The organism is Escherichia sp. XD33 (assembly GCF_019375075.1).
Classification (GTDB): Bacteria; Pseudomonadota; Gammaproteobacteria; order Enterobacterales; family Enterobacteriaceae; genus Enterobacter; species Enterobacter flexneri_A.
Genome location: NZ_JAENDM010000052.1, coordinates 1 through 20,698 on the forward strand (window position 1 = coordinate 1; position 20,698 = coordinate 20,698).

The 20,698-nt window shown below is 51.6% G+C and carries 18 protein-coding genes, 1 tRNA gene and 1 pseudogene; 8 read left to right on the forward strand and 12 right to left on the reverse strand.

Translation table 11 applies throughout. The annotated features are described in order from the left end of the window. From K0778_RS20860 to csgG, 3 genes are all read left to right on the forward strand, one after another. A partial coding sequence (locus K0778_RS20860; RefSeq protein WP_024169623.1) for an IS1 family transposase occupies positions 1-225 on the forward strand: 225 nt, incomplete at its 5' end. Between the two features lie 78 nt (positions 226-303). Continuing rightward, positions 304-720: a curli production assembly/transport protein CsgF gene (csgF, locus tag K0778_RS20865; RefSeq protein ID WP_001264088.1), complete on the forward strand. Its 417-nt coding sequence runs from the start codon at positions 304-306 to the stop codon at positions 718-720. Positions 721-746: 26 nt separating this feature from the next. Continuing rightward, positions 747-1,580 (forward strand): curli production assembly/transport protein CsgG, encoded by an 834-nt coding sequence (csgG, locus tag K0778_RS20870; RefSeq protein ID WP_001189321.1) that lies wholly within the window; start codon positions 747-749, stop codon positions 1,578-1,580. A 63-nt stretch (positions 1,581-1,643) separates the two neighbouring features. Here the strand turns inward: csgG and K0778_RS20875 are convergent, their stop codons facing one another. The 4 genes and pseudogenes from K0778_RS20875 to ghrA all read right to left on the reverse strand — a co-directional run bounded on the left by K0778_RS20875 (position 1,644) and on the right by ghrA (position 4,545). Continuing rightward, positions 1,644-2,135, reverse strand: a complete 492-nt coding sequence (locus K0778_RS20875) for a DUF1097 domain-containing protein (RefSeq protein WP_063084480.1) — start codon at positions 2,133-2,135, stop codon at positions 1,644-1,646. Positions 2,136-2,236: 101 nt separating this feature from the next. Continuing rightward, a complete protein-coding gene (ycdY, locus tag K0778_RS20880) occupies positions 2,237-2,791 on the reverse strand; it encodes a molecular chaperone YcdY (protein WP_001001921.1) in 555 nt (184 codons plus the stop codon). A gap of 23 nt (positions 2,792-2,814) precedes the next feature. Beyond that, positions 2,815-3,552: a zinc-binding phosphatase gene (gene ycdX / locus K0778_RS20885; RefSeq protein ID WP_000283667.1), complete on the reverse strand. Its 738-nt coding sequence runs from the start codon at positions 3,550-3,552 to the stop codon at positions 2,815-2,817. 54 nt (positions 3,553-3,606) lie between these two features. Beyond that, positions 3,607-4,545: pseudogene (ghrA, locus tag K0778_RS20890) on the reverse strand (glyoxylate/hydroxypyruvate reductase GhrA). Between the two features lie 233 nt (positions 4,546-4,778). Between ghrA and K0778_RS20895 the strand changes: the two are divergent. Continuing rightward, positions 4,779-4,866 (forward strand) — tRNA-Ser (locus K0778_RS20895). A 272-nt stretch (positions 4,867-5,138) separates the two neighbouring features. Here the strand turns inward: K0778_RS20895 and K0778_RS20900 are convergent. From K0778_RS20900 to K0778_RS20930, 7 genes are all read right to left on the reverse strand, one after another. Next, a complete protein-coding gene (locus K0778_RS20900) occupies positions 5,139-5,825 on the reverse strand; it encodes a DUF2726 domain-containing protein (protein WP_000009225.1) in 687 nt (228 codons plus the stop codon). Positions 5,826-6,408: 583 nt separating this feature from the next. Next, positions 6,409-7,197: a phosphate starvation-inducible protein PhoH gene (phoH, locus tag K0778_RS20905; RefSeq protein ID WP_000533534.1), complete on the reverse strand. Its 789-nt coding sequence runs from the start codon at positions 7,195-7,197 to the stop codon at positions 6,409-6,411. A 620-nt stretch (positions 7,198-7,817) separates the two neighbouring features. Continuing rightward, positions 7,818-9,089 carry an iron uptake transporter deferrochelatase/peroxidase subunit gene (efeB, locus tag K0778_RS20910; protein ID WP_001199463.1) on the reverse strand — a complete coding sequence of 424 codons (1,272 nt, stop codon included), beginning with the start codon at positions 9,087-9,089 and terminating at the stop codon, positions 7,818-7,820. A 5-nt stretch (positions 9,090-9,094) separates the two neighbouring features. Continuing rightward, entirely contained in the window at positions 9,095-10,222 is a 1,128-nt protein-coding gene (efeO, locus tag K0778_RS20915; RefSeq protein ID WP_000154394.1) for an iron uptake system protein EfeO, read from the reverse strand. A 57-nt stretch (positions 10,223-10,279) separates the two neighbouring features. Then, positions 10,280-11,110 (reverse strand): iron uptake transporter permease EfeU, encoded by an 831-nt coding sequence (efeU, locus tag K0778_RS20920; RefSeq protein WP_001619308.1) that lies wholly within the window; start codon positions 11,108-11,110, stop codon positions 10,280-10,282. Between the two features lie 541 nt (positions 11,111-11,651). Continuing rightward, entirely contained in the window at positions 11,652-13,160 is a 1,509-nt protein-coding gene (putP, locus tag K0778_RS20925; protein WP_001018479.1) for a sodium/proline symporter PutP, read from the reverse strand. Positions 13,161-13,318: 158 nt separating this feature from the next. Continuing rightward, positions 13,319-13,528, reverse strand: coding sequence for a hypothetical protein (locus K0778_RS20930; RefSeq protein WP_000979516.1), 210 nt, complete (start codon positions 13,526-13,528; stop codon positions 13,319-13,321). A gap of 54 nt (positions 13,529-13,582) precedes the next feature. On the opposite strand from K0778_RS20930, the gene putA reads away from it, so the two are divergent. Continuing rightward, positions 13,583-17,545, forward strand: a complete 3,963-nt coding sequence (gene putA, locus K0778_RS20935) for a trifunctional transcriptional regulator/proline dehydrogenase/L-glutamate gamma-semialdehyde dehydrogenase (RefSeq protein ID WP_001360271.1) — start codon at positions 13,583-13,585, stop codon at positions 17,543-17,545. A 39-nt stretch (positions 17,546-17,584) separates the two neighbouring features. Here the strand turns inward: putA and rutR are convergent, their stop codons facing one another. After that, positions 17,585-18,223: an HTH-type transcriptional regulator RutR gene (gene rutR / locus K0778_RS20940; RefSeq protein WP_000191701.1), complete on the reverse strand. Its 639-nt coding sequence runs from the start codon at positions 18,221-18,223 to the stop codon at positions 17,585-17,587. Between the two features lie 287 nt (positions 18,224-18,510). Between rutR and rutA the strand changes: the two genes are divergently transcribed. Genes rutA through rutC form a run of 3 tightly spaced genes read left to right on the forward strand, consistent with a single transcriptional unit; the run spans position 18,511 to position 20,692 of the window. Further along, positions 18,511-19,602: a pyrimidine utilization protein A gene (rutA, locus tag K0778_RS20945; RefSeq protein WP_001619307.1), complete on the forward strand. Its 1,092-nt coding sequence runs from the start codon at positions 18,511-18,513 to the stop codon at positions 19,600-19,602. Continuing rightward, positions 19,602-20,294: a peroxyureidoacrylate/ureidoacrylate amidohydrolase RutB gene (gene rutB / locus K0778_RS20950; RefSeq protein WP_001307708.1), complete on the forward strand. Its 693-nt coding sequence runs from the start codon at positions 19,602-19,604 to the stop codon at positions 20,292-20,294. Before rutA ends, rutB begins: the two co-directional genes overlap by 1 nt. A gap of 11 nt (positions 20,295-20,305) precedes the next feature. After that, the gene (rutC, locus tag K0778_RS20955; RefSeq protein ID WP_001126780.1) at positions 20,306-20,692 is read left to right on the forward strand and encodes a 3-aminoacrylate deaminase; all 387 of its coding nucleotides are present in this window, start codon (positions 20,306-20,308) and stop codon (positions 20,690-20,692) included. Positions 20,693-20,698 lie beyond the last annotated feature (6 nt).

Here is a 20,698-nt window from a genome sequence, read left to right on the forward strand (position 1 = left end):
GAGGTCGTGGTATGGATGACGGATGGCTGGCCGCTGTATGAATCCCGCCTGAAGGGAAAGCTGCACGTAATCAGCAAGCGTTACACTCAGCGAATTGAGCGGCATAACCTGAATCTGAGACAACATCTGGCAAGGCTGGGACGGAAGTCACTGTCGTTCTCAAAATCGGTGGAGCTGCATGACAAAGTCATCGGGCATTATCTGAACATAAAACACTATCAATAAGTTGGAGTCATTACCTTATTAAGTACGGGCGATTTGGCGCATGATGAATTCTAAATAAAAAATTGTTCGGAGGCTGCAATGCGTGTCAAACATGCAGTAGTTCTACTCATGCTTATTTCGCCATTAAGTTGGGCTGGAACCATGACTTTCCAGTTCCGTAATCCAAACTTTGGTGGTAACCCAAATAATGGCGCTTTTTTATTAAATAGCGCTCAGGCCCAAAACTCTTATAAAGATCCGAGCTATAACGATGACTTTGGTATTGAAACACCCTCAGCGTTAGATAACTTTACTCAGGCCATCCAGTCACAAATTTTAGGTGGGCTACTGTCGAATATTAATACCGGTAAACCGGGCCGCATGGTGACCAACGATTATATTGTCGATATTGCCAACCGCGATGGTCAATTGCAGTTGAACGTGACAGATCGTAAAACCGGACAAACCTCGACCATCCAGGTTTCGGGTTTACAAAATAACTCAACCGATTTTTAAGCCCCAGCTTCATAAGGAAAATAATCATGCAGCGCTTGTTTCTTTTGGTTGCCGTCATGTTACTGAGCGGATGCTTAACCGCCCCGCCTAAAGAAGCCGCCAGACCGACATTAATGCCTCGTGCTCAGAGCTACAAAGATTTGACCCATCTGCCAGCGCCGACGGGTAAAATCTTTGTTTCGGTATACAACATTCAGGACGAAACCGGGCAATTTAAACCCTACCCGGCAAGTAACTTCTCCACTGCTGTTCCGCAAAGCGCCACGGCAATGCTGGTCACGGCACTGAAAGATTCTCGCTGGTTTATACCGCTGGAGCGCCAGGGCTTACAAAACCTGCTTAACGAGCGCAAGATTATTCGTGCGGCACAAGAAAACGGCACGGTTGCCATTAATAACCGAATCCCGCTGCAATCTTTAACGGCGGCAAATATCATGGTTGAAGGTTCGATTATCGGTTATGAAAGCAACGTCAAATCTGGCGGGGTTGGGGCAAGATATTTTGGCATCGGTGCCGACACGCAATACCAGCTCGATCAGATTGCCGTGAACCTGCGCGTCGTCAATGTGAGTACCGGTGAGATCCTCTCCTCGGTGAACACCAGTAAGACGATACTTTCCTATGAAGTTCAGGCCGGGGTTTTCCGCTTTATTGACTACCAGCGCTTGCTGGAAGGGGAAGTGGGTTACACCTCAAACGAACCCGTTATGCTGTGTCTGATGTCGGCTATCGAAACAGGGGTCATTTTCCTGATTAATGATGGTATCGACCGTGGTCTGTGGGATTTGCAAAATAAAGCAGAACGGCAGAATGACATTCTGGTGAAATACCGCCATATGTCGGTTCCACCGGAATCCTGACAGATAAAAATGCCGGAATTAATAATCCGGCATTTACTGTTTAAGCGAAAGCGTGAGTGCCCCTCACGCTTTATTTTTGATTTCCTGCTCACGGTGAACCGTCTTTGCACTACGCGCCGCCAGCCACAGGCCGCTGTTTTTCATTGCGTAACCAAATACCAGCCCAAGCGCCAGCGAAGGTAACACCAGTTTCCAGTCACCCTGCCCGGCAAACGTCGCGCATGCGCCTATAAACGTCCCCGGAACAAATGAAAGCAGCAGCTGTTTGGCCTGAATACACATCAGAAACGCGACAATACCGGTTATGACATAACCGAGAATTTCCAGATGTGGTGCCAGTGCACTACCGTAAATAATGACCATTGCCCACACCACGCCACTAAGCAGGGTTGCAGCGGAGATCGCCAGCCCTTTCAGCCCACCTTGCGGGCAGGCAAAGTAGGCCGTACAGCCCAGGAAGCCCGCCCAGCTTAGTAAGCCCAGGGAAACAGCCACCCATCCCCAGATACCGGAGAGAATGCCTGTTGTGATTGCAATAGAGAGAAGTATGTTCATGCCGCGCATGATAGCAGAAAACGCGGCCATGAATGAGATCGAGCACACATTTTATGCAACAACAAATTATCCGTTGCGGTTATGTGTGACGTAGATCACACTTATTCTTCAGAATCTTCTTCCAGCTCGTCCCACATTGCACTAATGGCATCGCGGGTTAGCGGTGCCATGGTGCGCCAGAAAGGCGTGGTTGCATGGGCCTCCACTTTGCCAAGGAACGCACCACACCAGGGTAACAGATACTCACTGAACAGTGTTTCCAGTGCTTCGCTCTCATCTTCCGTTGACTGATCTTCCAGCCAGGAAGCTGCGAGCAGCAATGTGCCGATGTGATCGGCTGGCGTATCCGCTAATGGCATCCCTCGCTCAGAAAGAAAAGCGCGCACTTCCGCTTCCGTCGCGCCCTCAACCCATGCGCTACGATATGGCGGCACAGCACATTCATCGCCGATAAACAACGCATTGTAATCGGCAGAGACTTGCGTCATATCACAGCTTTTCTGCAAACGTGTCAGCAACTCATCCTGCTCCAGTGGCCAGTTCGCAGCCAGTTTCCCCTCACGAATCAGGGTAAACAGCGGCACCAGTAAAGGATCTTGTGGTTGGCGGTAATAGAGCGAACCCAGCACACGACAGAGGATAGAAAACTCGTTCATTAATATATTTCCATTACTAGTAATTAAAGGTCTGCAAATTCCGCAATCGGTGCCATACCGCGAGATTCAAGGAAGTTCAGTAAGCGGCGCGGAGAAACATTCAAAATGCGCTCTGGCGGAAAATCTACCGCGTCGAGGATTTTAAGACACTCTTCAAATTCCCCCATGGTAAACGCGGTGTGAGAATCCGAGCCTAATGCCACCCAACCTCCAGCATCACGTACCGCTGCGGCTACCTCACGACAGTTGTCTTCACTGCCCTTACGTGAGTGTAAAAATGAGGAATTATTGATTTCCAGCGCCACCTGATGTTTCGCGGCTGCTTCAGCAACGGCTTTCACATCTATTTCATATTTGGGATTTCCGGGATGGCTTATTATATGCACATTGCCGCTGGCGATAGTGGCGATCATCGCTTGTGTATTGGTCGCTTTGTCATGTGGCGCAAAAACCGGCTCATGAAAACCGGCAATAATTAGATCCAGCGAGTCAAACATTTTACCGCTGCAGTCAATTTCACCATCAACATTTTTAATGTTAGCTTCGATGCCGCGCAGGATCCCTACCCCATCAACCACTCGCGGCCAGATACGCATGTTAATGAAGTGCCAGTGATGCGGCGCATCTTCCATATCCGGGCCATGATCGGTGATCGCAAAAAGTTTAATGCCCTTTTGTTTGGCCTGGGCAATGTAATCACTCAATGTGCTATATGCATGTGTGCTGGCAACGGTATGCATATGAAGGTCGACGGGATACATAACTCTCTCCTGTATTCAATTCCCGCCAAGGATAGCAGGAATCCTGATGCTTTATTAGTAGCCGCGTGCGCGGTCGACTTGCCCGCAGACCCTCTCCCCTTTTTCGAGCTGGGTAATAGTGCGAGAAATGTACTCCACAGCTTCAGCGGGACGGGTAATCGCGGCGACATGTGGTGTTATCGTCACGCGTGGATGTTGCCAGAGCGGACTTTCAGGCGGTAAGGGTTCACGATTAAAAACATCCAGCATTGCGCCTTTAACTTTCCCGCTATCCAGCGCCGCGAGCAGGTCATCTTCCACAACATGAACACCACGCGCCAGGTTGAGGAGATACGCGCCATCCGGTAATTTTTCGAGTAATTGTTGATTAATAATGCCGACGGTTTCAGGGGTATTCGGTAACATATTAATCAATACCCGACATTGGCTCAGAAATGCAGACAGTTCTTCCCGTCAGGCAAAGCTTTGCACGCCAGGCCACGATTTACGGGTTCGACTCCAGCAACGCAGCGGAAAGCGCCAGGTTTGCAGACTCTGAGCAACTTTACTTCCCAGTACGCCTGCGCCCAAAATGCCGATGGTAAAATCTTCCCGATGATATTCAGGCAGCGGTTGCCAATGCGAACTATTTTGCTGGATGCGATAATCGTCAAAACGTCGAAACCAATGCAGCACCTGACTGACAGCATATTCCTGCATTTGCTCGCCCATACCGGTATCTTCCAGGCGAAAAAGTGGAACAGAAGGGTTCAGCATTTCAGGGTGTGCCTGTAGCTTGCTCAAAATAGAATCAACACCGGCCCCGAGTGCGAACACCGCTTTAAGATCGCGCCCTGCCAGCATTTCAACAGGAGGATGCCAGACTAAAGCATAATCAGCAGAGTCATTATCTCCGCTTTTCCATGCTCTGACTCTTGCCTGAGGAATAGCTTTGCGCAGTGCCTCAATCCACCATTGGGTATCGAACGTTGGGTGATAAAAGATGATATCCATACTGACTCCCGAAAAGCGTTGTGCGAAATTTATTCGCACTTATCGTTATGATCTACAAAGACCACCAGCATAACAAATCCGTGGTCGGTGGCAAAAAAAGCAGATTTCGCTTATTAAAACCACATATTGATTGAAGTTTGAATAAACGCGCGATTTTTTAAAAAAGTTTGTTGACCTCAGGTCATGATTTCCCTAAATTAGCGCCCGTTCCAGCAAGACAGGAACGACAATTTGGTGAGGTGTCCGAGTGGCTGAAGGAGCACGCCTGGAAAGTGTGTATACGGCAACGTATCGGGGGTTCGAATCCCCCCCTCACCGCCATATTTAAAGAAGAGCTCGTACGAAAGTACGGGCTTTTTTTTCGTATATTGCACACACCGGGGGGATGAGAAGCCCCGACCGGGGGTCGACAACTGGCGACAGCCAGTTGGACAGACCGTGAACGCAGTGAGCGGGCTGCCCGCAGGGCGAGCGAAGCGAGTCAATCCCCCCCTCACCGCCATATTTAAAGAAGAGCTCGTACGAAAGTACGGGCTTTTTTTTCGTGTATTGCACACACCGGGGGGATGAGAAGCCCCGACCGGGATACTTAGTTAATGCAACGGTTCACTCTTTGTCGCCGCGACTAATGGGCGAATTTTGTCACGAGTCTCCCAGACCGGAGGGATTTCCTCCAATTTAGTGACAGAAGCTCGTACAAAAGGCACCCGTGCAAGAGTCATAATCGTATCCAACCAACGGTCACGAATAATGCGATCCGCCCTTTCATGACTCGGGTCATCCAGCTCAATAACACAGACTATTTTATTGTTCTTCTTTGAAACCAGAACATAATCCATTGCCATGCCATTATAAATTGCAAAGAAACGCTTTCTTTCTTCTTCGCTAAACTCAGGTTGTTCTGGAAAGTTGATCAAGCGCCCCAGAGAGACCTGGCAATGGATATGACAATAGTGTCCAAACCATTTTTCCAGATTATCGAAATACATTTTTTCACAACGCGTGATTAACCACTCTTTTCTTTCCAATAAAATACCTTCGGCAACCATTCCCTGAAATAACTCATCTCGCTCTTGCCAACGAGAGTCACGATAGGTTTTCTGCGGTATATAGCTCCTTGTCGACGCCTTAGCGGCAGGGGAAGTTGCAGATGAAGGGACTGGTTGCGATTTAGCGATGATTACCGATGAGGCAACTTTTCGGAGTGTCAATTTTCTGGCAACAGCAAAACCGGCGATAAATGCAATTGTCAAACAAGTTACAAAAGCCATAAAGCTCATAATTAATTTTCACCTATCCATGTTGATTATATTTCATTACCAATGTTACTCGCTGAAACGTGTTACATGCCAACAATGCAACGATCAATATATAGTTAGTATCATGTTTTGATTATTACAACCATCCCTATTTTGCCATTGCAGCTTGCCTTCCACAAAAAAAATAACAACACACAATATTAGCCAAAAGAATTAATTAAGATTAACCTTACATTTATAATATTATCCCTAAAGAATAAATCAGAGGAATATATTCAGTGTTAATCAGTCAGGCAAATTATGGCCCATTGTTGATTAAACCTCATAAGCAAAATTGGCACCAGATCTCCTGTACAGGTTGAATGGCCGAAAAAAGATAGGCAGATGCTCATTTTTTTGGCTTCTGGAAGAAAAACTCTCCGCGCTGGCAGTATTACACTGGTCTGATGCTATGACGAAAAATGCCTGGTAAGAGTATCTAAACCAGACTCCAGTTCAGCTTATCAACACGCTCAAAGTCGCCCCCCTGAACGCTAACCTGAAGTGAAAATCTGTTGAAATAAAACAAAGCCCGGTTCGCCCGGGCTCTGCACCGATAACACACTTAACTGTAGGCATGCAGCGTACGTTGGCAAAGTGCCGAACGTACGCAATCCTCTTTACCGAATCGGATGATCCCGACCATTTCATCTTCTTCGAAACGTTCCAGCGCGTCACTTAATCCGGAGCGCACACCGCGAGGTAAATCGCATTGTGTGATATCACCGTTGACGATAACCGTCACGTTCTCCCCGAGGCGGGTTAAAAACATTTTCATTTGCGCGGCAGTCACATTCTGCGCCTCGTCAAGAATGACGACTGCATTTTCAAAGGTACGTCCACGCATATAGGCGAACGGCGCGATTTCCACCTTCCCTATTTCCGGTCGCAGGCAGTACTGCATAAAGGAAGCCCCTAAGCGCCGGACCAGCACGTCGTAGACCGGGCGAAAATAGGGAGCAAACTTTTCTGCGATATCTCCAGGTAAGAAGCCAAGATCTTCATCGGCTTGCAGAACTGGACGGGTGACGATAATCCTGTCGACATCCTTATGTATCAGGGCCTCTGCCGCTTTTGCTGCGCTGATCCAGGTTTTTCCGCACCCGGCTTCGCCCGTAGCGAATATCAGCTGCTTACTCTCAATAGCCTTCAGATAGTGCAATTGCGCTTCATTTCGCGCGAGGATAGGCGAGGTATCGCGACTGTCGCGGGCCATACCAATGGCTTCTACGCCGCTCATCTGCACAAGCGAGGTGACCGATTCTTCTTCACGCTGCTTATGGCTGCGCGAATCCCGTCTCAGCACACGTTTTGCCTCGCGACGAGCTTTGATCACTGCTTTTTGTCTTCCCATGGAGAGCACCTTGAGTTGTTTGTATTCATCACACGCGCCGTTGGCAGCGCGATTATGCGCACGAACATCAGAGGGTTGGCTTCCTTGTAAGCCATAGTTTGCTTTTGGATAAAATGCCGAAAAACGGCTACGCGCACCGTTTACGGCGTCGGTAACACATGAAAAGAAAGGATGAGGTTGAAAATGCAAAGTGGCGAGATGACTACCGGAGGAGAAAACTCCGCGAGTGGTGGCGCGTTGATTATCTAAAACATGTCCAGTACAGGACGTTACCATCCGCGATCTCCATAGTGACTGACTATCACTGCCGGGAACTTCCGCTGCTACTTAATAAGTACAACAGATCTCGCATTTATTGCAACAATATATTTACTTATATTTAACTATAAAACACCATTTCAGTGACATTAGTTTCTACTGGAAAGATGACAGAGTGATGACAGTGATGAAAAAAGCTGTGTGCTTTCAGCAGGATTTGCATCAGGCATCAGTGCACGATCGCCGGATGCGGCGTGAACGCCTTATCCAGCCTACCAAACCCGCACTGATTGTAGGCATGATAAGACGCGCAAGCGTCGCATCAGGCATCTGCGCACAAATGCCTTATCCGCCTAAAAACATTAAACCCGCAATAACGCGCTTCCGAAATAATCGTTCGCGTCCTTCACCCCCGGCAGCGCAAAAAAATAACCGCCGCCGATAGGTTTAACGTATTCCTCCAGCGCTTCGCCATTGAGCCTTTTTTGTACTGTCAGGAAGCCTTTTTCCAGATCGTGCTGGTAGCAGACAAACAGCAACCCCATATCCAGTTGTCCGGAGTTGGTGACCCCCAACGAATAACTGTAGCCGCGACGCAGCATCAGGCTGGACTCACTCTCCGCCGTGCGGGGATTCGCCAGCCGGATATGGCTGTCCAGCGCGATCACCTTCCCTTCCGGGTCGCTGGCGTAATCAGGCACATCATGCTCATGCTGCATTCCCAGCGGCGCACCGGTTTGCTTATCACGGCCAAAAATCGTCTGCTGTTCTTTCAGCGGCGTTCTGTCCCAAAATTCCACTCGAAACTGAATCAAGCGTACTGCCTGATAGCTGCCACCGATTGTCCACGCAGGCTCCTGCTGATCTGCCGTTACCCACACCACTTTTTGCATCAACTTATCATTCTGGCTATCGGGATTGGCAGTGCCGTCTTTGAAACCCAGCAAATTAATCGGCGTCTCTTTGCCTTTACTACGCGCCGCGTGATCGGAAATAAACCCTTCCCGCTTCCAGCGCACACTGAGCAAATCCGGCGTGTGTTTGATGATATCGCGCAGCGCATGGATCACCGTGTCCTGGGTGTTGGCGCAAATCTGTAGCAACACATCACCATGACATAACGCCGCATCCAGCGAGTCGTTGGGGAAACGCGTCATCTTCTGCAGCTTTTTTGGCATCTGTGGCGCAAGGCCAACGCGCTCATCAAACAATGAGTGACCCACCGATAACGTGATGGTGAGATTATCGGGCGCAATGTAGCCGCCAAGAATGCCGGAATCGAGTGGTGGCAGGCGCGGATTTGGCGTTTCTGGTGCTGCTCCGCCCTGAGTCAGAAAAGCAAAACGCTGAGTCAACAAGCGAAACAACCGCTCAAGATCGGCTTTATCGCTGGCAAGCACATCAAACGCCACCAGCATCATTGCGGCCTGTTGTGGCGTCAGGATCCCTGCCTGATGCTCACCATAAAACGGCTGTTTCTCATTGCGTGCATCCGGTGAAAGCGTACCCGGCGCACTTTGCGTTTTTTGTGCATGAGCGACCGGACAACTTCCCGCCAGCGCCAGTGCACCAATCCCTTTCAGTAAACGTCGGCGTGACGGTTCATTCACGCCGTTTTCATCTTTATACTGCATAACGCTTAATCCAGTCCCAGCACACCGCGAAGTTGCGCCAGATCTTCCGCCAGCGCAGTAATCGGTCCTTTCAGTGCATTCCGGTCGGCATCGGTCAATTTGTCGTAGGTTTCAAAACCGTCTTTAGTACGGTATTTCGCCAGAATGGTATCGACCTTTTTAAAGTTGGCATCGACTTTTGCCAACAGTTCCGGGTTGGCTTTTTGCAGTTGTGGACGCAGCAGATCGACAATTTTCTGCGAGCCTTCAACGTTAGCCTGGAAATCCCACAGATCGGTGTGGCTGTAGCGATCTTCTTCACCGCTGATTTTGCTGGCTGCCACTTCCTCAATCAGTCCGGCTGCGCCGCCGACCACTTTTGAAGGTGGGAAAGCCAGTTCACTGATGCGTTTTTGCAAATCGACCACATCGATATAAAGCTGGTCGGCATACTTATCCATTCCTTTGGTGGTGTTGTCGCCAAACAATGCTTTTTCCAGACGGTGGAAACCAGTGAATTTTGGGTCGGCGGCTTTTTGCTCGTAATCATCTTCACGGGCGTCAATGCTGCCATCCAGATCGGAGAACAGTTCAGCAATCGGTTCAATACGCTCATAGTGCTGGCGCGTCGGTGCATACAGTGCTTTCGCTTTTTCGATATCGCCTGCTTTAATCGCGTCGGTAAAGGCTTTGGTGTCGGTCACCAGCTGCGTGGTTTCCGCCATGACATACGCTTTATATGCAGTAATTGCACCACCAAGACTTAACAGCGCATCACTTTGCGCCGCATCCGCCGTTGCCTCACCTTTGACGATCAACTTCCCTTTCGGGTTAGTCAGCAGACCGCAGGTCATATCGTATTCGCCAGGCTGTAAATTCGCCGTCATTTTCTGGCTAAAGCCAGGGGCGATATTTTCCCGCTCTTCCACCACCATCACGCCTTTGAGGATCTCCCACTCCAGCGCCTTCTGGCTGTGGTTCTGAATAATGAACTGTGTTTTCCCGGCGTTAACCGTAATGGTCATCGGTTCGCACTGCTTATCCGTCACGGTCACTTTGACCTGCGGCACATCAGCGGCGTTAGCCATAAAAGCAGAAGAAAACAGCGCAGCCACGCTCAACTGCAATGCGTTACGGCGGAAGTTAATGGTCATGACGAGACTATCCCTTTAAAGTATGTTGTAACTAAGCAAGAGTTTGCGTCGTATTTGTTACGCGGAGCGAGACGCTGTCGCCCCTGCGCGTGGTGGCAGAGCAAGTGCCACCAGCGCCGGGATGAGATAAATAAACCAGACGGCGACTTCGCTGACGCTCGGCGCTTCCTGATAGCCAAAAATCCCTTCCATCAGCGTGCCAAACAGCGAGTGAGTTGAGAGCACCGCACTCATATCGAAGGCGATTTCCTGAAAGTGGTTCCACAATCCGGCTTCATGAAATGCGCGAATGGCACCAGCTGCCAGCCCTGCGGCGACGAAGAGAATAAACAGGCTGGTCCATTTAAAAAATGCACCAAGATTGAGGCGAATACCGCCCCAGTAGAGCAGGAAGCCTAGCACCACGGCAGTAGCAAGACCGAGCATTGCACCCAGCGGCGGCCAGATCCCGACATCTTGTTGAAATGCCGCCAGCAGGAAAAAGACCGACTCCAGCCCTTCCCTTGCAACGGCAAAAAAGACCATCATCACCAGCGCCCAGCCATGATGATTTCCACGCTGCAATGCGCTATCGACTGCCTGTTCCAGTTGCACTTTGACGTTGCGCGACACTTTGCGCATCCAGAAAACCATCCAGGTAAGGATCACCACGGCGATCACCGCCACGATACCTTCAAACAGTTCCTGTTCTTTTTGCGGAAATTCGCCGGTGGTTTCGTTAATGAAGATACCCAAGCCCAGGCACAACGCAGCGGCAAGCAACACGCCAATCCACATCACACCAATCCATCGGCCTCGCTGGGTACGCTTAAGATAGCTGGCAATCAAACTGACAATCAGCGCGGCTTCAAGTCCTTCGCGCAACATAATGAGAAACGGAACAAACATGCCACCCACCCTTAAACGTTTTTCTGAGTCAATCTATGCAAAGAAAAGTAAATCGCAGTGATAGCGATTATCATTACGGTAAAGAAAAATACAAGCGGAATGTTTATAAAATGATGTTGAAATGTAAACAAAGAGAGGTAATGCCAGGGGATATAAACGATTATTCCAGGTACAAAGATGGGATTGTTTACAACGAGCCATGTGTTCTTGCCGGATGCCGCGTAAACGCCGTATCCAGCCGACAAAACTGTCCAGACTCAATGCATCAGAGCTTCCATGTAAAACTGATAAGCGGGTGTATCAAGCAATTTCGTCCATCCGCGATTATCAAATCTAACTTTTTGCCCGGAACATAATAACAGCTCGGGTGTTGGTGGCGTCAAAATCGCTGAAGCGTTCCCCGAAGGCCGGGACAGCAGGGGGCGGCGGCGATTGGCCGCCCCCTGCGCGCTCCCTGCACCATTCAATTTATATGGCGAGGCACATTAAGGGAGCGCAACCCGCTGCTGAAGCCAAACAAAACCGCCGCAGGCTAAGTCCCTTAGCTTTCCTGCAACCGTGACGGCGGAGCCGAATGATAGTGCGCATCGGCCTCGGCAAAGCGTTTTTGCATCGCCGCTGACGGCGCTTTACCCAGCAAACTAAACACTACAATCCCAATACTGCCGAAGATAAAGCCCGGAATAATTTCGTACAGTCCCAGCCAGCCGAACTGTTTCCAGACGATAACCGTCAGCGCACCGATGATCATCCCCGCCAGCGCACCGTTACGCGTCATGCGTGACCACATCACCGAGAACAGCACCACTGGACCAAACGCCGCGCCAAAGCCTGCCCACGCGTAGCTCACTAAGCCCAGCACGCGGTTTTCCGGGTTTGCCGCCAGCGCAATCGCCACCAGCGCCACCACCAGCACCATCACACGCCCTACCCACACCAGCTCTTTCTGGCTGGCATGTTTACGCAGAAACGCTTTGTACAAATCTTCGGTAATCGCACTGGAGCACACCAGCAGCTGGCAACTTAAGGTTGACATTACCGCCGCCAGAATTGCCGACAGCAGAATCCCGGCAATCCACGGGTTAAACAGAATTTGCGCCAGTTCGATAAACACACGCTCGGCGTTCTGATTTACCGCACCAGCCAACGCCGGATGATCGTTAAAGTAAGCAATCCCAAAGAAGCCGACAGCCACCGCCCCTGCCAGGCAGAGGATCATCCAGGTCATACTAATACGACGCGCATGGACAATGCTGTGGTGAGAATCCGCCGCCATAAAACGCGCCAGAATGTGCGGCTGCCCGAAGTAACCCAGCCCCCAACCCATCAGTGAGATAATGGCAACAAAGTTCAGACCTTTGAGCATATCAACGTTTTCGATGCTCTTTTGTTTGATCACTTCCAGCGAGTCACCAAAGCCACCGACACTGATAATGACGATAACCGGCGTCAGGATCAGGGCAAAAATCATCAGGCTGGCCTGTACAGTGTCAGTCCAGCTCACCGCGAGGAAACCGCCAATAAAGGTGTAAAGGATCGTCGCCGCAGCGCCCGCCCACAGAGCCGTTTCGTAGCTCATGCCAAAGGTACTTTCAAACAGACGCGCGCCTGCCACAATGCCCGAAGCGCAATAAATGGTGAAGAACAGCAAAATAACCAGCGCAGAGATAATGCGCAAAATGCGGCTTTTATCTTCAAAGCGCCCGGTGAAATAATCCGGCAGTGTTAAGGCGTTATTGTTGTATTCGGTATGCACACGCAACCGCCCGGCCACCAGCTTCCAGTTAATCCACGCGCCTAATGTCAGGCCAATGGCGATCCAGCTTTCGGAAATCCCGGAAAGAAAAACAGCGCCCGGCAACCCCATTAACAGCCAGCCGCTCATATCCGACGCACCCGCCGATAATGCCGTCACGAATGGCCCAAGACTACGACCGCCCAGAATATAGTCGTCAAAGTTTTTCGTTGATCGCCAGGCGATAAACCCAATCAATATCATGCCAAAGATATAGACACAAAATGTCACCAACATCGGTGTGCTAATAGCCATCTAAAGTCTCCAAAAAATTATTATCGGCAATGTCGAAACTTGCCGTTATATCTGCCACCGGAACGGGGTAACAGAGTTTATGTTTTACCAGGGCGACCGTATCCTGCCGGAAGCGCTGGTTATTCACAATCGATTTAACACACCATTTACATTAAATTTTAGTGCTCAGCGACACTATTTTTCATCAGGTTGCACTCTCTCACATTTTTTGCGGTTGCACCTTTCAAAAATGTTAACTGCCGCAGAGAAAAAGTCTGAGTTATTTTTTTAATCCCTGTCATATCGATTTCTTTTATTAACATTTCATTCATTTTTAAGCTTGCTACGCATGTCACATTTAACATGGTTGCACAAAGTTGCAACATCATGGATATTTCACGATAACGTTAAGTTGCACCTTTCTGAACAACAGGAGTAATGGCATGGGAACCACCACCATGGGGGTTAAGCTGGACGACGCGACGCGTGAGCGTATTAAGTCTGCCGCGACACGTATCGATCGCACACCACACTGGTTAATTAAGCAGGCGATTTTTTCTTATCTCGAACAACTGGAAAACAGCGATACTCTGCCGGAGCTACCTGCGCTGCTTTCTGGCGCGGCCAATGAGAGCGATGAAGCACCGACTCCGGCAGAGGAACCACACCAGCCATTCCTCGACTTTGCCGAGCAAATATTGCCCCAGTCGGTTTCCCGCGCCGCGATCACCGCGGCCTATCGCCGCCCGGAAACCGAAGCGGTTTCTATGCTGCTGGAACAAGCCCGCCTGCCGCAGCCAGTTGCTGAACAGGCGCACAAACTGGCGTATCAGCTGGCCGATAAACTGCGTAATCAAAAAAATGCCAGTGGTCGCGCAGGTATGGTCCAGGGGTTATTGCAGGAGTTTTCGCTGTCATCGCAGGAAGGCGTGGCGCTGATGTGTCTGGCGGAAGCGTTGTTGCGTATTCCCGACAAAGCCACCCGCGACGCGTTAATTCGCGACAAAATCAGCAACGGTAACTGGCAGTCACACATTGGTCGTAGCCCGTCACTGTTTGTTAATGCCGCCACCTGGGGGCTGCTGTTTACTGGCAAACTGGTTTCCACCCATAACGAAGCCAGCCTCTCCCGCTCGCTGAACCGCATTATCGGTAAAAGCGGTGAACCGCTGATCCGCAAAGGTGTGGATATGGCGATGCGCCTGATGGGTGAGCAGTTCGTCACTGGCGAAACCATCGCGGAAGCGTTAGCCAATGCCCGCAAGCTGGAAGAGAAAGGTTTCCGTTACTCTTACGATATGCTGGGCGAAGCCGCGCTGACCGCCGCAGATGCACAGGCGTATATGGTTTCCTATCAGCAGGCGATTCACGCCATCGGTAAAGCGTCTAACGGTCGTGGCATCTATGAAGGGCCGGGCATTTCAATCAAACTGTCGGCGCTGCATCCGCGTTATAGCCGCGCCCAGTATGACCGGGTAATGGAAGAGCTTTACCCGCGTCTGAAATCACTCACCCTGCTGGCGCGTCAGTACGATATTGGTATCAACATTGACGCCGAAGAGGCCGATCGTCTGGAGATCTCCCTCGATCTGCTGGAAAAACTCTGTTTCGAGCCTGAGCTGGCAGGCTGGAACGGTATCGGTTTTGTTATTCAGGCTTATCAAAAACGCTGCCCACTGGTGATTGATTACCTGATTGATCTCGCCACCCGCAGCCGTCGCCGTCTGATGATTCGCCTGGTGAAAGGCGCGTACTGGGATAGTGAAATCAAGCGTGCGCAGATGGACGGCCTTGAAGGCTATCCGGTTTATACCCGCAAGGTGTATACCGACGTTTCATATCTCGCCTGTGCGAAAAAGCTGCTGGCGGTGCCGAATCTAATCTACCCGCAGTTCGCAACGCACAACGCCCATACGCTGGCAGCGATTTATCAACTGGCTGGTCAAAACTACTATCCGGGTCAGTACGAGTTCCAGTGCCTGCATGGTATGGGCGAGCCACTGTATGAGCAGGTCACCGGGAAAGTTGCCGACGGCAAACTTAACCGTCCGTGTCGTATTTATGCCCCGGTTGGCACACATGAAACGCTGCTGGCGTATCTGGTGCGCCGCCTGCTGGAAAACGGTGCTAACACCTCGTTTGTTAACCGTATTGCCGACACCTCTTTGCCACTGGATGAACTGGTCGCCGATCCGGTCACTGCTGTAGAAAAACTGGCGCAACAGGAAGGGCAAACTGGATTACCGCATCCGAAAATTCCCCTGCCGCGCGATCTTTACGGTCACGGGCGCGACAACTCGGCAGGGCTGGATCTCGCTAACGAACACCGTCTGGCCTCGCTCTCCTCTGCCCTGCTCAATAGTGCACTGCAAAAATGGCAGGCCTTGCCAATGCTGGAACAACCGGTAGCGGCAGGTGAGATGTCGCCCGTTATTAACCCTGCAGAACCGAAAGATATTGTGGGCTATGTGCGTGAAGCCACGCCGCGTGAAGTAGAACAGGCGCTGGAAAGTGCGGTTAATAACGCGCCAATCTGGTTTGCCACGCCTCCGGCTGAACGCGCGGCGATTTTGCACCGCGCTGCCGTGCTAATGGAAAGCCAGATGCAGCAACTGATTGGTATTCTGGTGCGTGAAGCCGGAAAAACCTTCAGTAACGCCATTGCCGAAGTGCGCGAAGCGGTCGATTTTCTCCACTACTATGCCGGACAGGTGCGGGATGATTTCGCTAACGAAACCCACCGTCCATTAGGGCCTGTGGTGTGTATCAGTCCGTGGAACTTCCCGCTGGCTATTTTCACCGGGCAGATCGCCGCCGCACTGGCGGCAGGTAACAGCGTGCTGGCAAAACCGGCAGAACAAACGCCGCTGATTGCCGCGCAAGGGATCGCCATTTTGCTGGAAGCGGGTGTACCGCCAGGCGTGGTGCAATTGCTGCCAGGTCGGGGTGAAACCGTGGGCGCGCAACTGACGGGTGATGATCGCGTGCGCGGGGTGATGTTTACCGGTTCAACCGAAGTCGCTACGTTACTGCAGCGCAATATCGCCAGCCGCCTGGACGCTCAGGGTCGCCCTATTCCGCTCATCGCTGAAACCGGCGGCATGAACGCGATGATTGTCGATTCTTCAGCACTGACCGAACAGGTCGTCGTGGATGTACTGGCCTCGGCGTTCGACAGTGCGGGTCAGCGTTGTTCGGCGCTGCGCGTGCTGTGCCTGCAAGATGAGATTGCCGACCACACGTTGAAAATGCTGCGCGGCGCAATGGCCGAATGCCGGATGGGTAATCCGGGTCGCCTGACCACCGATATCGGTCCAGTGATTGATAGCGAAGCGAAAGCCAATATTGAGCGCCATATTCAGACCATGCGTAGCAAAGGCCGTCCGGTGTTCCAGGCGGTGCGGGAAAACAGCGAAGATGCCCGTGAATGGCAAAGCGGCACCTTTGTCGCCCCGACGCTGATCGAACTGGATGACTTTGCCGAATTGCAAAAAGAGGTCTTTGGTCCGGTGCTGCATGTGGTGCGTTACAACCGTAACCAGCTACCAGAGCTGATCGAGCAGATTAACGCTTCCGGTTATGGTCTGACGCTTGGCGTCCATACGCGCATTGATGAAACCATCGCCCAGGTCACTGGCTCGGCCCATGTTGGTAACCTGTATGTTAACCGTAATATGGTGGGCGCAGTGGTTGGTGTGCAGCCGTTCGGCGGCGAAGGGTTGTCCGGTACCGGGCCGAAAGCAGGCGGTCCGCTCTATCTCTACCGTCTGCTGGCGAATCGCCCGGAAAGTGCGCTGGCAGTGACGCTCGCGCGTCAGGATGCAAAGTATCCGGTCGATGCGCAGTTGAAAGCCGCATTGACTCAGCCGCTAAATGCACTGCGGGAATGGGCAGCAAATCGTCCAGAATTGCAGGCGTTATGTACGCAATATGGCGAGCTGGCGCAGGCAGGAACACAACGATTGCTGCCGGGGCCGACGGGTGAACGCAACACCTGGACGCTGCTGCCGCGTGAGCGCGTGTTGTGTATTGCCGATGATGAGCAGGATGCGCTGACTCAGCTCGCCGCCGTGCTGGCGGTGGGCAGCCAGGTACTGTGGCCGGATGACGCGCTGCATCGTCAGTTAGTGAAGGCATTGCCATCGGCAGTCAGCGAACGTATTCAACTGGCGAAAGCGGAAAATATAACCGCTCAACCGTTTGATGCGGTGATCTTCCACGGTGATTCGGATCAGCTTCGCGCATTGTGTGAAGCAGTTGCCGCGCGGGATGGCACAATTGTTTCGGTGCAGGGTTTTGCCCGTGGCGAAAGCAATATCCTTCTGGAACGGCTGTATATCGAGCGTTCGCTGAGTGTGAATACCGCTGCCGCTGGCGGTAACGCCAGCTTAATGACTATAGGTTAAACAGGTAGCCGGAGGATGTTACAACCTCCTCCGGCATCTTTAACGTGGTCGAATCCCCTCAATAATAATCCGCTGCACGTTTTCAACCGTTTGATTGAAAAATACCTCATCGCGCAACGTCGCGCCTGTCACCGCCTCCACCTGAGGGGCGAAATCGGCGTAATGTTGAGTGGAAGCCCAAATCATAAAAATCAAATGCTGCGGATCAATCGGCGCGAGTTTGCCGCTTTTGACCCAACCGGCAATCAGCGCCGATTTCTCATCAATTAATGCCTTCAAATCGCCCGTCAGTTCATCCATTAACAGCGGCGCGCCTGCCAGCATCTCCATACAGAACAGGCGCGAAGCCTGCGGATAATCGCGTGAGACTTCCAGCTTCAGACGGATGTACTCTTTGATCGCCGCCAGCGGGGCGAAATCTTCACGAAACGCTTTTAACGGTGCCAGCCAGATATCGAGAATCTGCCGCAGCACGGCAATATACAGCGCCTCTTTTGACGGAAAGTAATACAGCAGATTGGTTTTTGAAACACCCGCCAACTCTGCGATCTGCTCCAGCCTTGTGCCGTGAAAACCGAATTGTGAAAAAGTGTCCAGTGCTGCGCTAAGAATCGCTTTTTTCTTCGCGCTTACTGCGCGCGAACGTTTACCCGTTGTTTTCACTGCGCCTTGCGTCATGCGCTCTCCCCTCTTGTAGATTGGCAACAGGATAGCAAAACCCCCGCCCGGCCTCGACCTTCTGCACTCTCATCGCGCACAGATGCATGTTTTATGTGCAACTGTTTTGACCGTTTAGTCCACTTTTTACCAGATATTTTAGATAACGTAATGTTAACAGATTAATAACATTAACTTTTTAAAAACTGGCATCCGCTTTGCAAACAAGCCAATACGCGGCTGAAAAGGATATGCAGGATGCAGCGCCCCGTCTGACTTTCACTTTACGAGACGAAGAGAGGTTGATGATGAAAATTGGCGTATTCGTACCTATTGGCAACAACGGCTGGCTCATTTCGACCCACGCGCCGCAGTACATGCCGACCTTTGAACTGAATAAAGCCATTGTGCAAAAAGCGGAGCACTACCATTTCGATTTCGCCCTGTCGATGATCAAACTGCGTGGCTTTGGCGGCAAAACTGAGTTCTGGGATCACAACCTTGAGTCGTTCACCTTGATGGCGGGGCTGGCGGCCGTGACCTCGCGCATTCAGATTTACGCCACTGCTGCCACCTTAACGTTACCTCCGGCAATCGTCGCCCGTATGGCCGCAACCATCGACTCCATCTCTGGCGGGCGTTTTGGCGTCAACCTCGTGACTGGCTGGCAAAAGCCCGAGTATGAGCAGATGGGTATCTGGCCTGGCGATGACTATTTCTCCCGTCGTTACGACTATCTCACCGAATATGTTCAGGTGCTGCGCGACCTGTGGGGCACGGGGAAAAGCGATTTTAAAGGCGATTTTTTCACCATGAATGATTGTCGCGTGAGTCCGCAACCGAGTGTCCCCATGAAAGTGATCTGCGCCGGGCAAAGCGACGCTGGCATGGCGTTCTCCGCCCGGTATGCCGATTTCAACTTCTGTTTCGGCAAAGGCGTAAATACACCCACGGCTTTCGCCCCGACCGCTGCGCGGATGAAACAGGCCGCAGAGCAAACCGGACGCGACGTTGGCTCTTATGTGTTGTTTATGGTGATTGCCGATGAAACCGACGATGCCGCTCGCGCCAAATGGGAACACTACAAAGCGGGCGCGGATGAAGAGGCGTTAAGCTGGCTAACCGAACAAAGTCAGAAAGATACCCGCTCAGGTACTGACACCAACGTCCGTCAGATGGCCGATCCCACTTCGGCGGTAAACATCAATATGGGGACGTTAGTCGGTTCTTACGCCAGTGTCGCGCGCATGTTAGATGAAGTCGCAAGCGTGCCTGGTGCCGAAGGCGTGCTGTTAACCTTCGACGATTTTCTGTCGGGAATCGAAACCTTCGGCGAGCGCATTCAACCACTGATGCAGTGCCGCGCCCATCTCCCTGTGCTGACTCAGGAGGTGGCATGATGACGACATTAACCGCTCGACCGGAAGCCATTACCTTCGATCCGCAGCAAAGTGCGCTGATCGTGGTGGATATGCAAAACGCCTATGCCACGCCAGGCGGCTACTTAGATCTCGCCGGGTTTGATGTCTCAACCACTCGCCCGGTCATTGCCAACATTCAAACCGCCGTGACTGCAGCGCGAGCGGCAGGGATGTTGATCATCTGGTTTCAAAATGGCTGGGATGAACAGTATGTCGAGGCTGGCGGCCCTGGCTCACCGAATTTTCATAAATCGAACGCCCTGAAAACCATGCGTAAACAGCCGCAGCTGCAGGGGAAATTGCTGGCGAAAGGCTCCTGGGATTATCAACTGGTGGATGAACTGGTGCCGCAGCCTGGCGATATTGTGCTGCCGAAGCCGCGCTACAGCGGTTTCTTCAATACGCCGCTGGACAGCATTTTGCGCAGCCGCGGAATACGCCATCTGGTTTTCACCGGCATCGCTACCAACGTCTGCGTCGAATCGACGCTACGCGACGGCTTTTTTCTGGAGTATTTCGGCGTGGTGCTGGAAGACGCAACTCACCAGGCGGGGCCGGAATTTGCGCAGAAAGCTGCGTTGTTCAATATCGAAACCTTTTTTGGCTGGGTCAGCGACGTCGAAACGTTCTGCGACGCGCTTTCTCCCACGTCCTTTGCTCGTATCGCTTAAGGAGTTTAACGATGCCAAAATCCGTAATTATTCCCGCTGGCAGCAGCGCACCGCTGGCCCCCTTCGTTCCCGGCACGCTGGCTGATGGCGTGGTGTATGTCTCCGGTACGCTGGCTTTTGATCAACATAATAACGTGCTGTTTGCCGATGACCCAAAGGCGCAAACCCGCCACGTTCTGGAAACCATCCGCAAGGTGATCGAGACGGCGGGTGGCACGATGGCGGATGTGACCTTCAACAGCATCTTTATTACCGACTGGAAAAATTACGCCGCGATTAACGAAATCTACGCCGAGTTTTTTCCGGGTGATAAACCGGCGCGATTCTGCATTCAGTGCGGACTGGTAAAACCTGACGCGCTGGTGGAAATCGCCACAATTGCGCATATCGCCAAGTGAGGCCGC

Bases quoted from the DNA above. Each gene is read 5' to 3' on its own strand.
- rutC (WP_001126780.1), top strand. From the start codon at position 20,306: ATGCCAAAATCCGTAATTATTCCCGCTGGCAGCAGCGCACCGCTGGCC.
- K0778_RS20875 (WP_063084480.1), bottom strand. From the start codon at position 2,135: ATGAACATACTTCTCTCTATTGCAATCACAACAGGCATTCTCTCCGGT.
- K0778_RS20930 (WP_000979516.1), bottom strand. From the start codon at position 13,528: ATGATGTTGCAACTTTGTGCAACCATGTTAAATGTGACATGCGTAGCA.
- rutB (WP_001307708.1), top strand. From the start codon at position 19,602: ATGACGACATTAACCGCTCGACCGGAAGCCATTACCTTCGATCCGCAG.
- putA (WP_001360271.1), top strand. From the start codon at position 13,583: ATGGGAACCACCACCATGGGGGTTAAGCTGGACGACGCGACGCGTGAG.
- rutR (WP_000191701.1), bottom strand. From the start codon at position 18,223: ATGACGCAAGGCGCAGTGAAAACAACGGGTAAACGTTCGCGCGCAGTA.
- efeO (WP_000154394.1), bottom strand. From the start codon at position 10,222: ATGACCATTAACTTCCGCCGTAACGCATTGCAGTTGAGCGTGGCTGCG.
- ycdX (WP_000283667.1), bottom strand. From the start codon at position 3,552: ATGTATCCCGTCGACCTTCATATGCATACCGTTGCCAGCACACATGCA.
- putP (WP_001018479.1), bottom strand. From the start codon at position 13,160: ATGGCTATTAGCACACCGATGTTGGTGACATTTTGTGTCTATATCTTT.
- K0778_RS20900 (WP_000009225.1), bottom strand. From the start codon at position 5,825: ATGAGCTTTATGGCTTTTGTAACTTGTTTGACAATTGCATTTATCGCC.
- rutA (WP_001619307.1), top strand. From the start codon at position 18,511: ATGAAAATTGGCGTATTCGTACCTATTGGCAACAACGGCTGGCTCATT.
- efeB (WP_001199463.1), bottom strand. From the start codon at position 9,089: ATGCAGTATAAAGATGAAAACGGCGTGAATGAACCGTCACGCCGACGT.
- ycdY (WP_001001921.1), bottom strand. From the start codon at position 2,791: ATGAACGAGTTTTCTATCCTCTGTCGTGTGCTGGGTTCGCTCTATTAC.
- phoH (WP_000533534.1), bottom strand. From the start codon at position 7,197: ATGGGAAGACAAAAAGCAGTGATCAAAGCTCGTCGCGAGGCAAAACGT.
- csgF (WP_001264088.1), top strand. From the start codon at position 304: ATGCGTGTCAAACATGCAGTAGTTCTACTCATGCTTATTTCGCCATTA.
- efeU (WP_001619308.1), bottom strand. From the start codon at position 11,110: ATGTTTGTTCCGTTTCTCATTATGTTGCGCGAAGGACTTGAAGCCGCG.
- csgG (WP_001189321.1), top strand. From the start codon at position 747: ATGCAGCGCTTGTTTCTTTTGGTTGCCGTCATGTTACTGAGCGGATGC.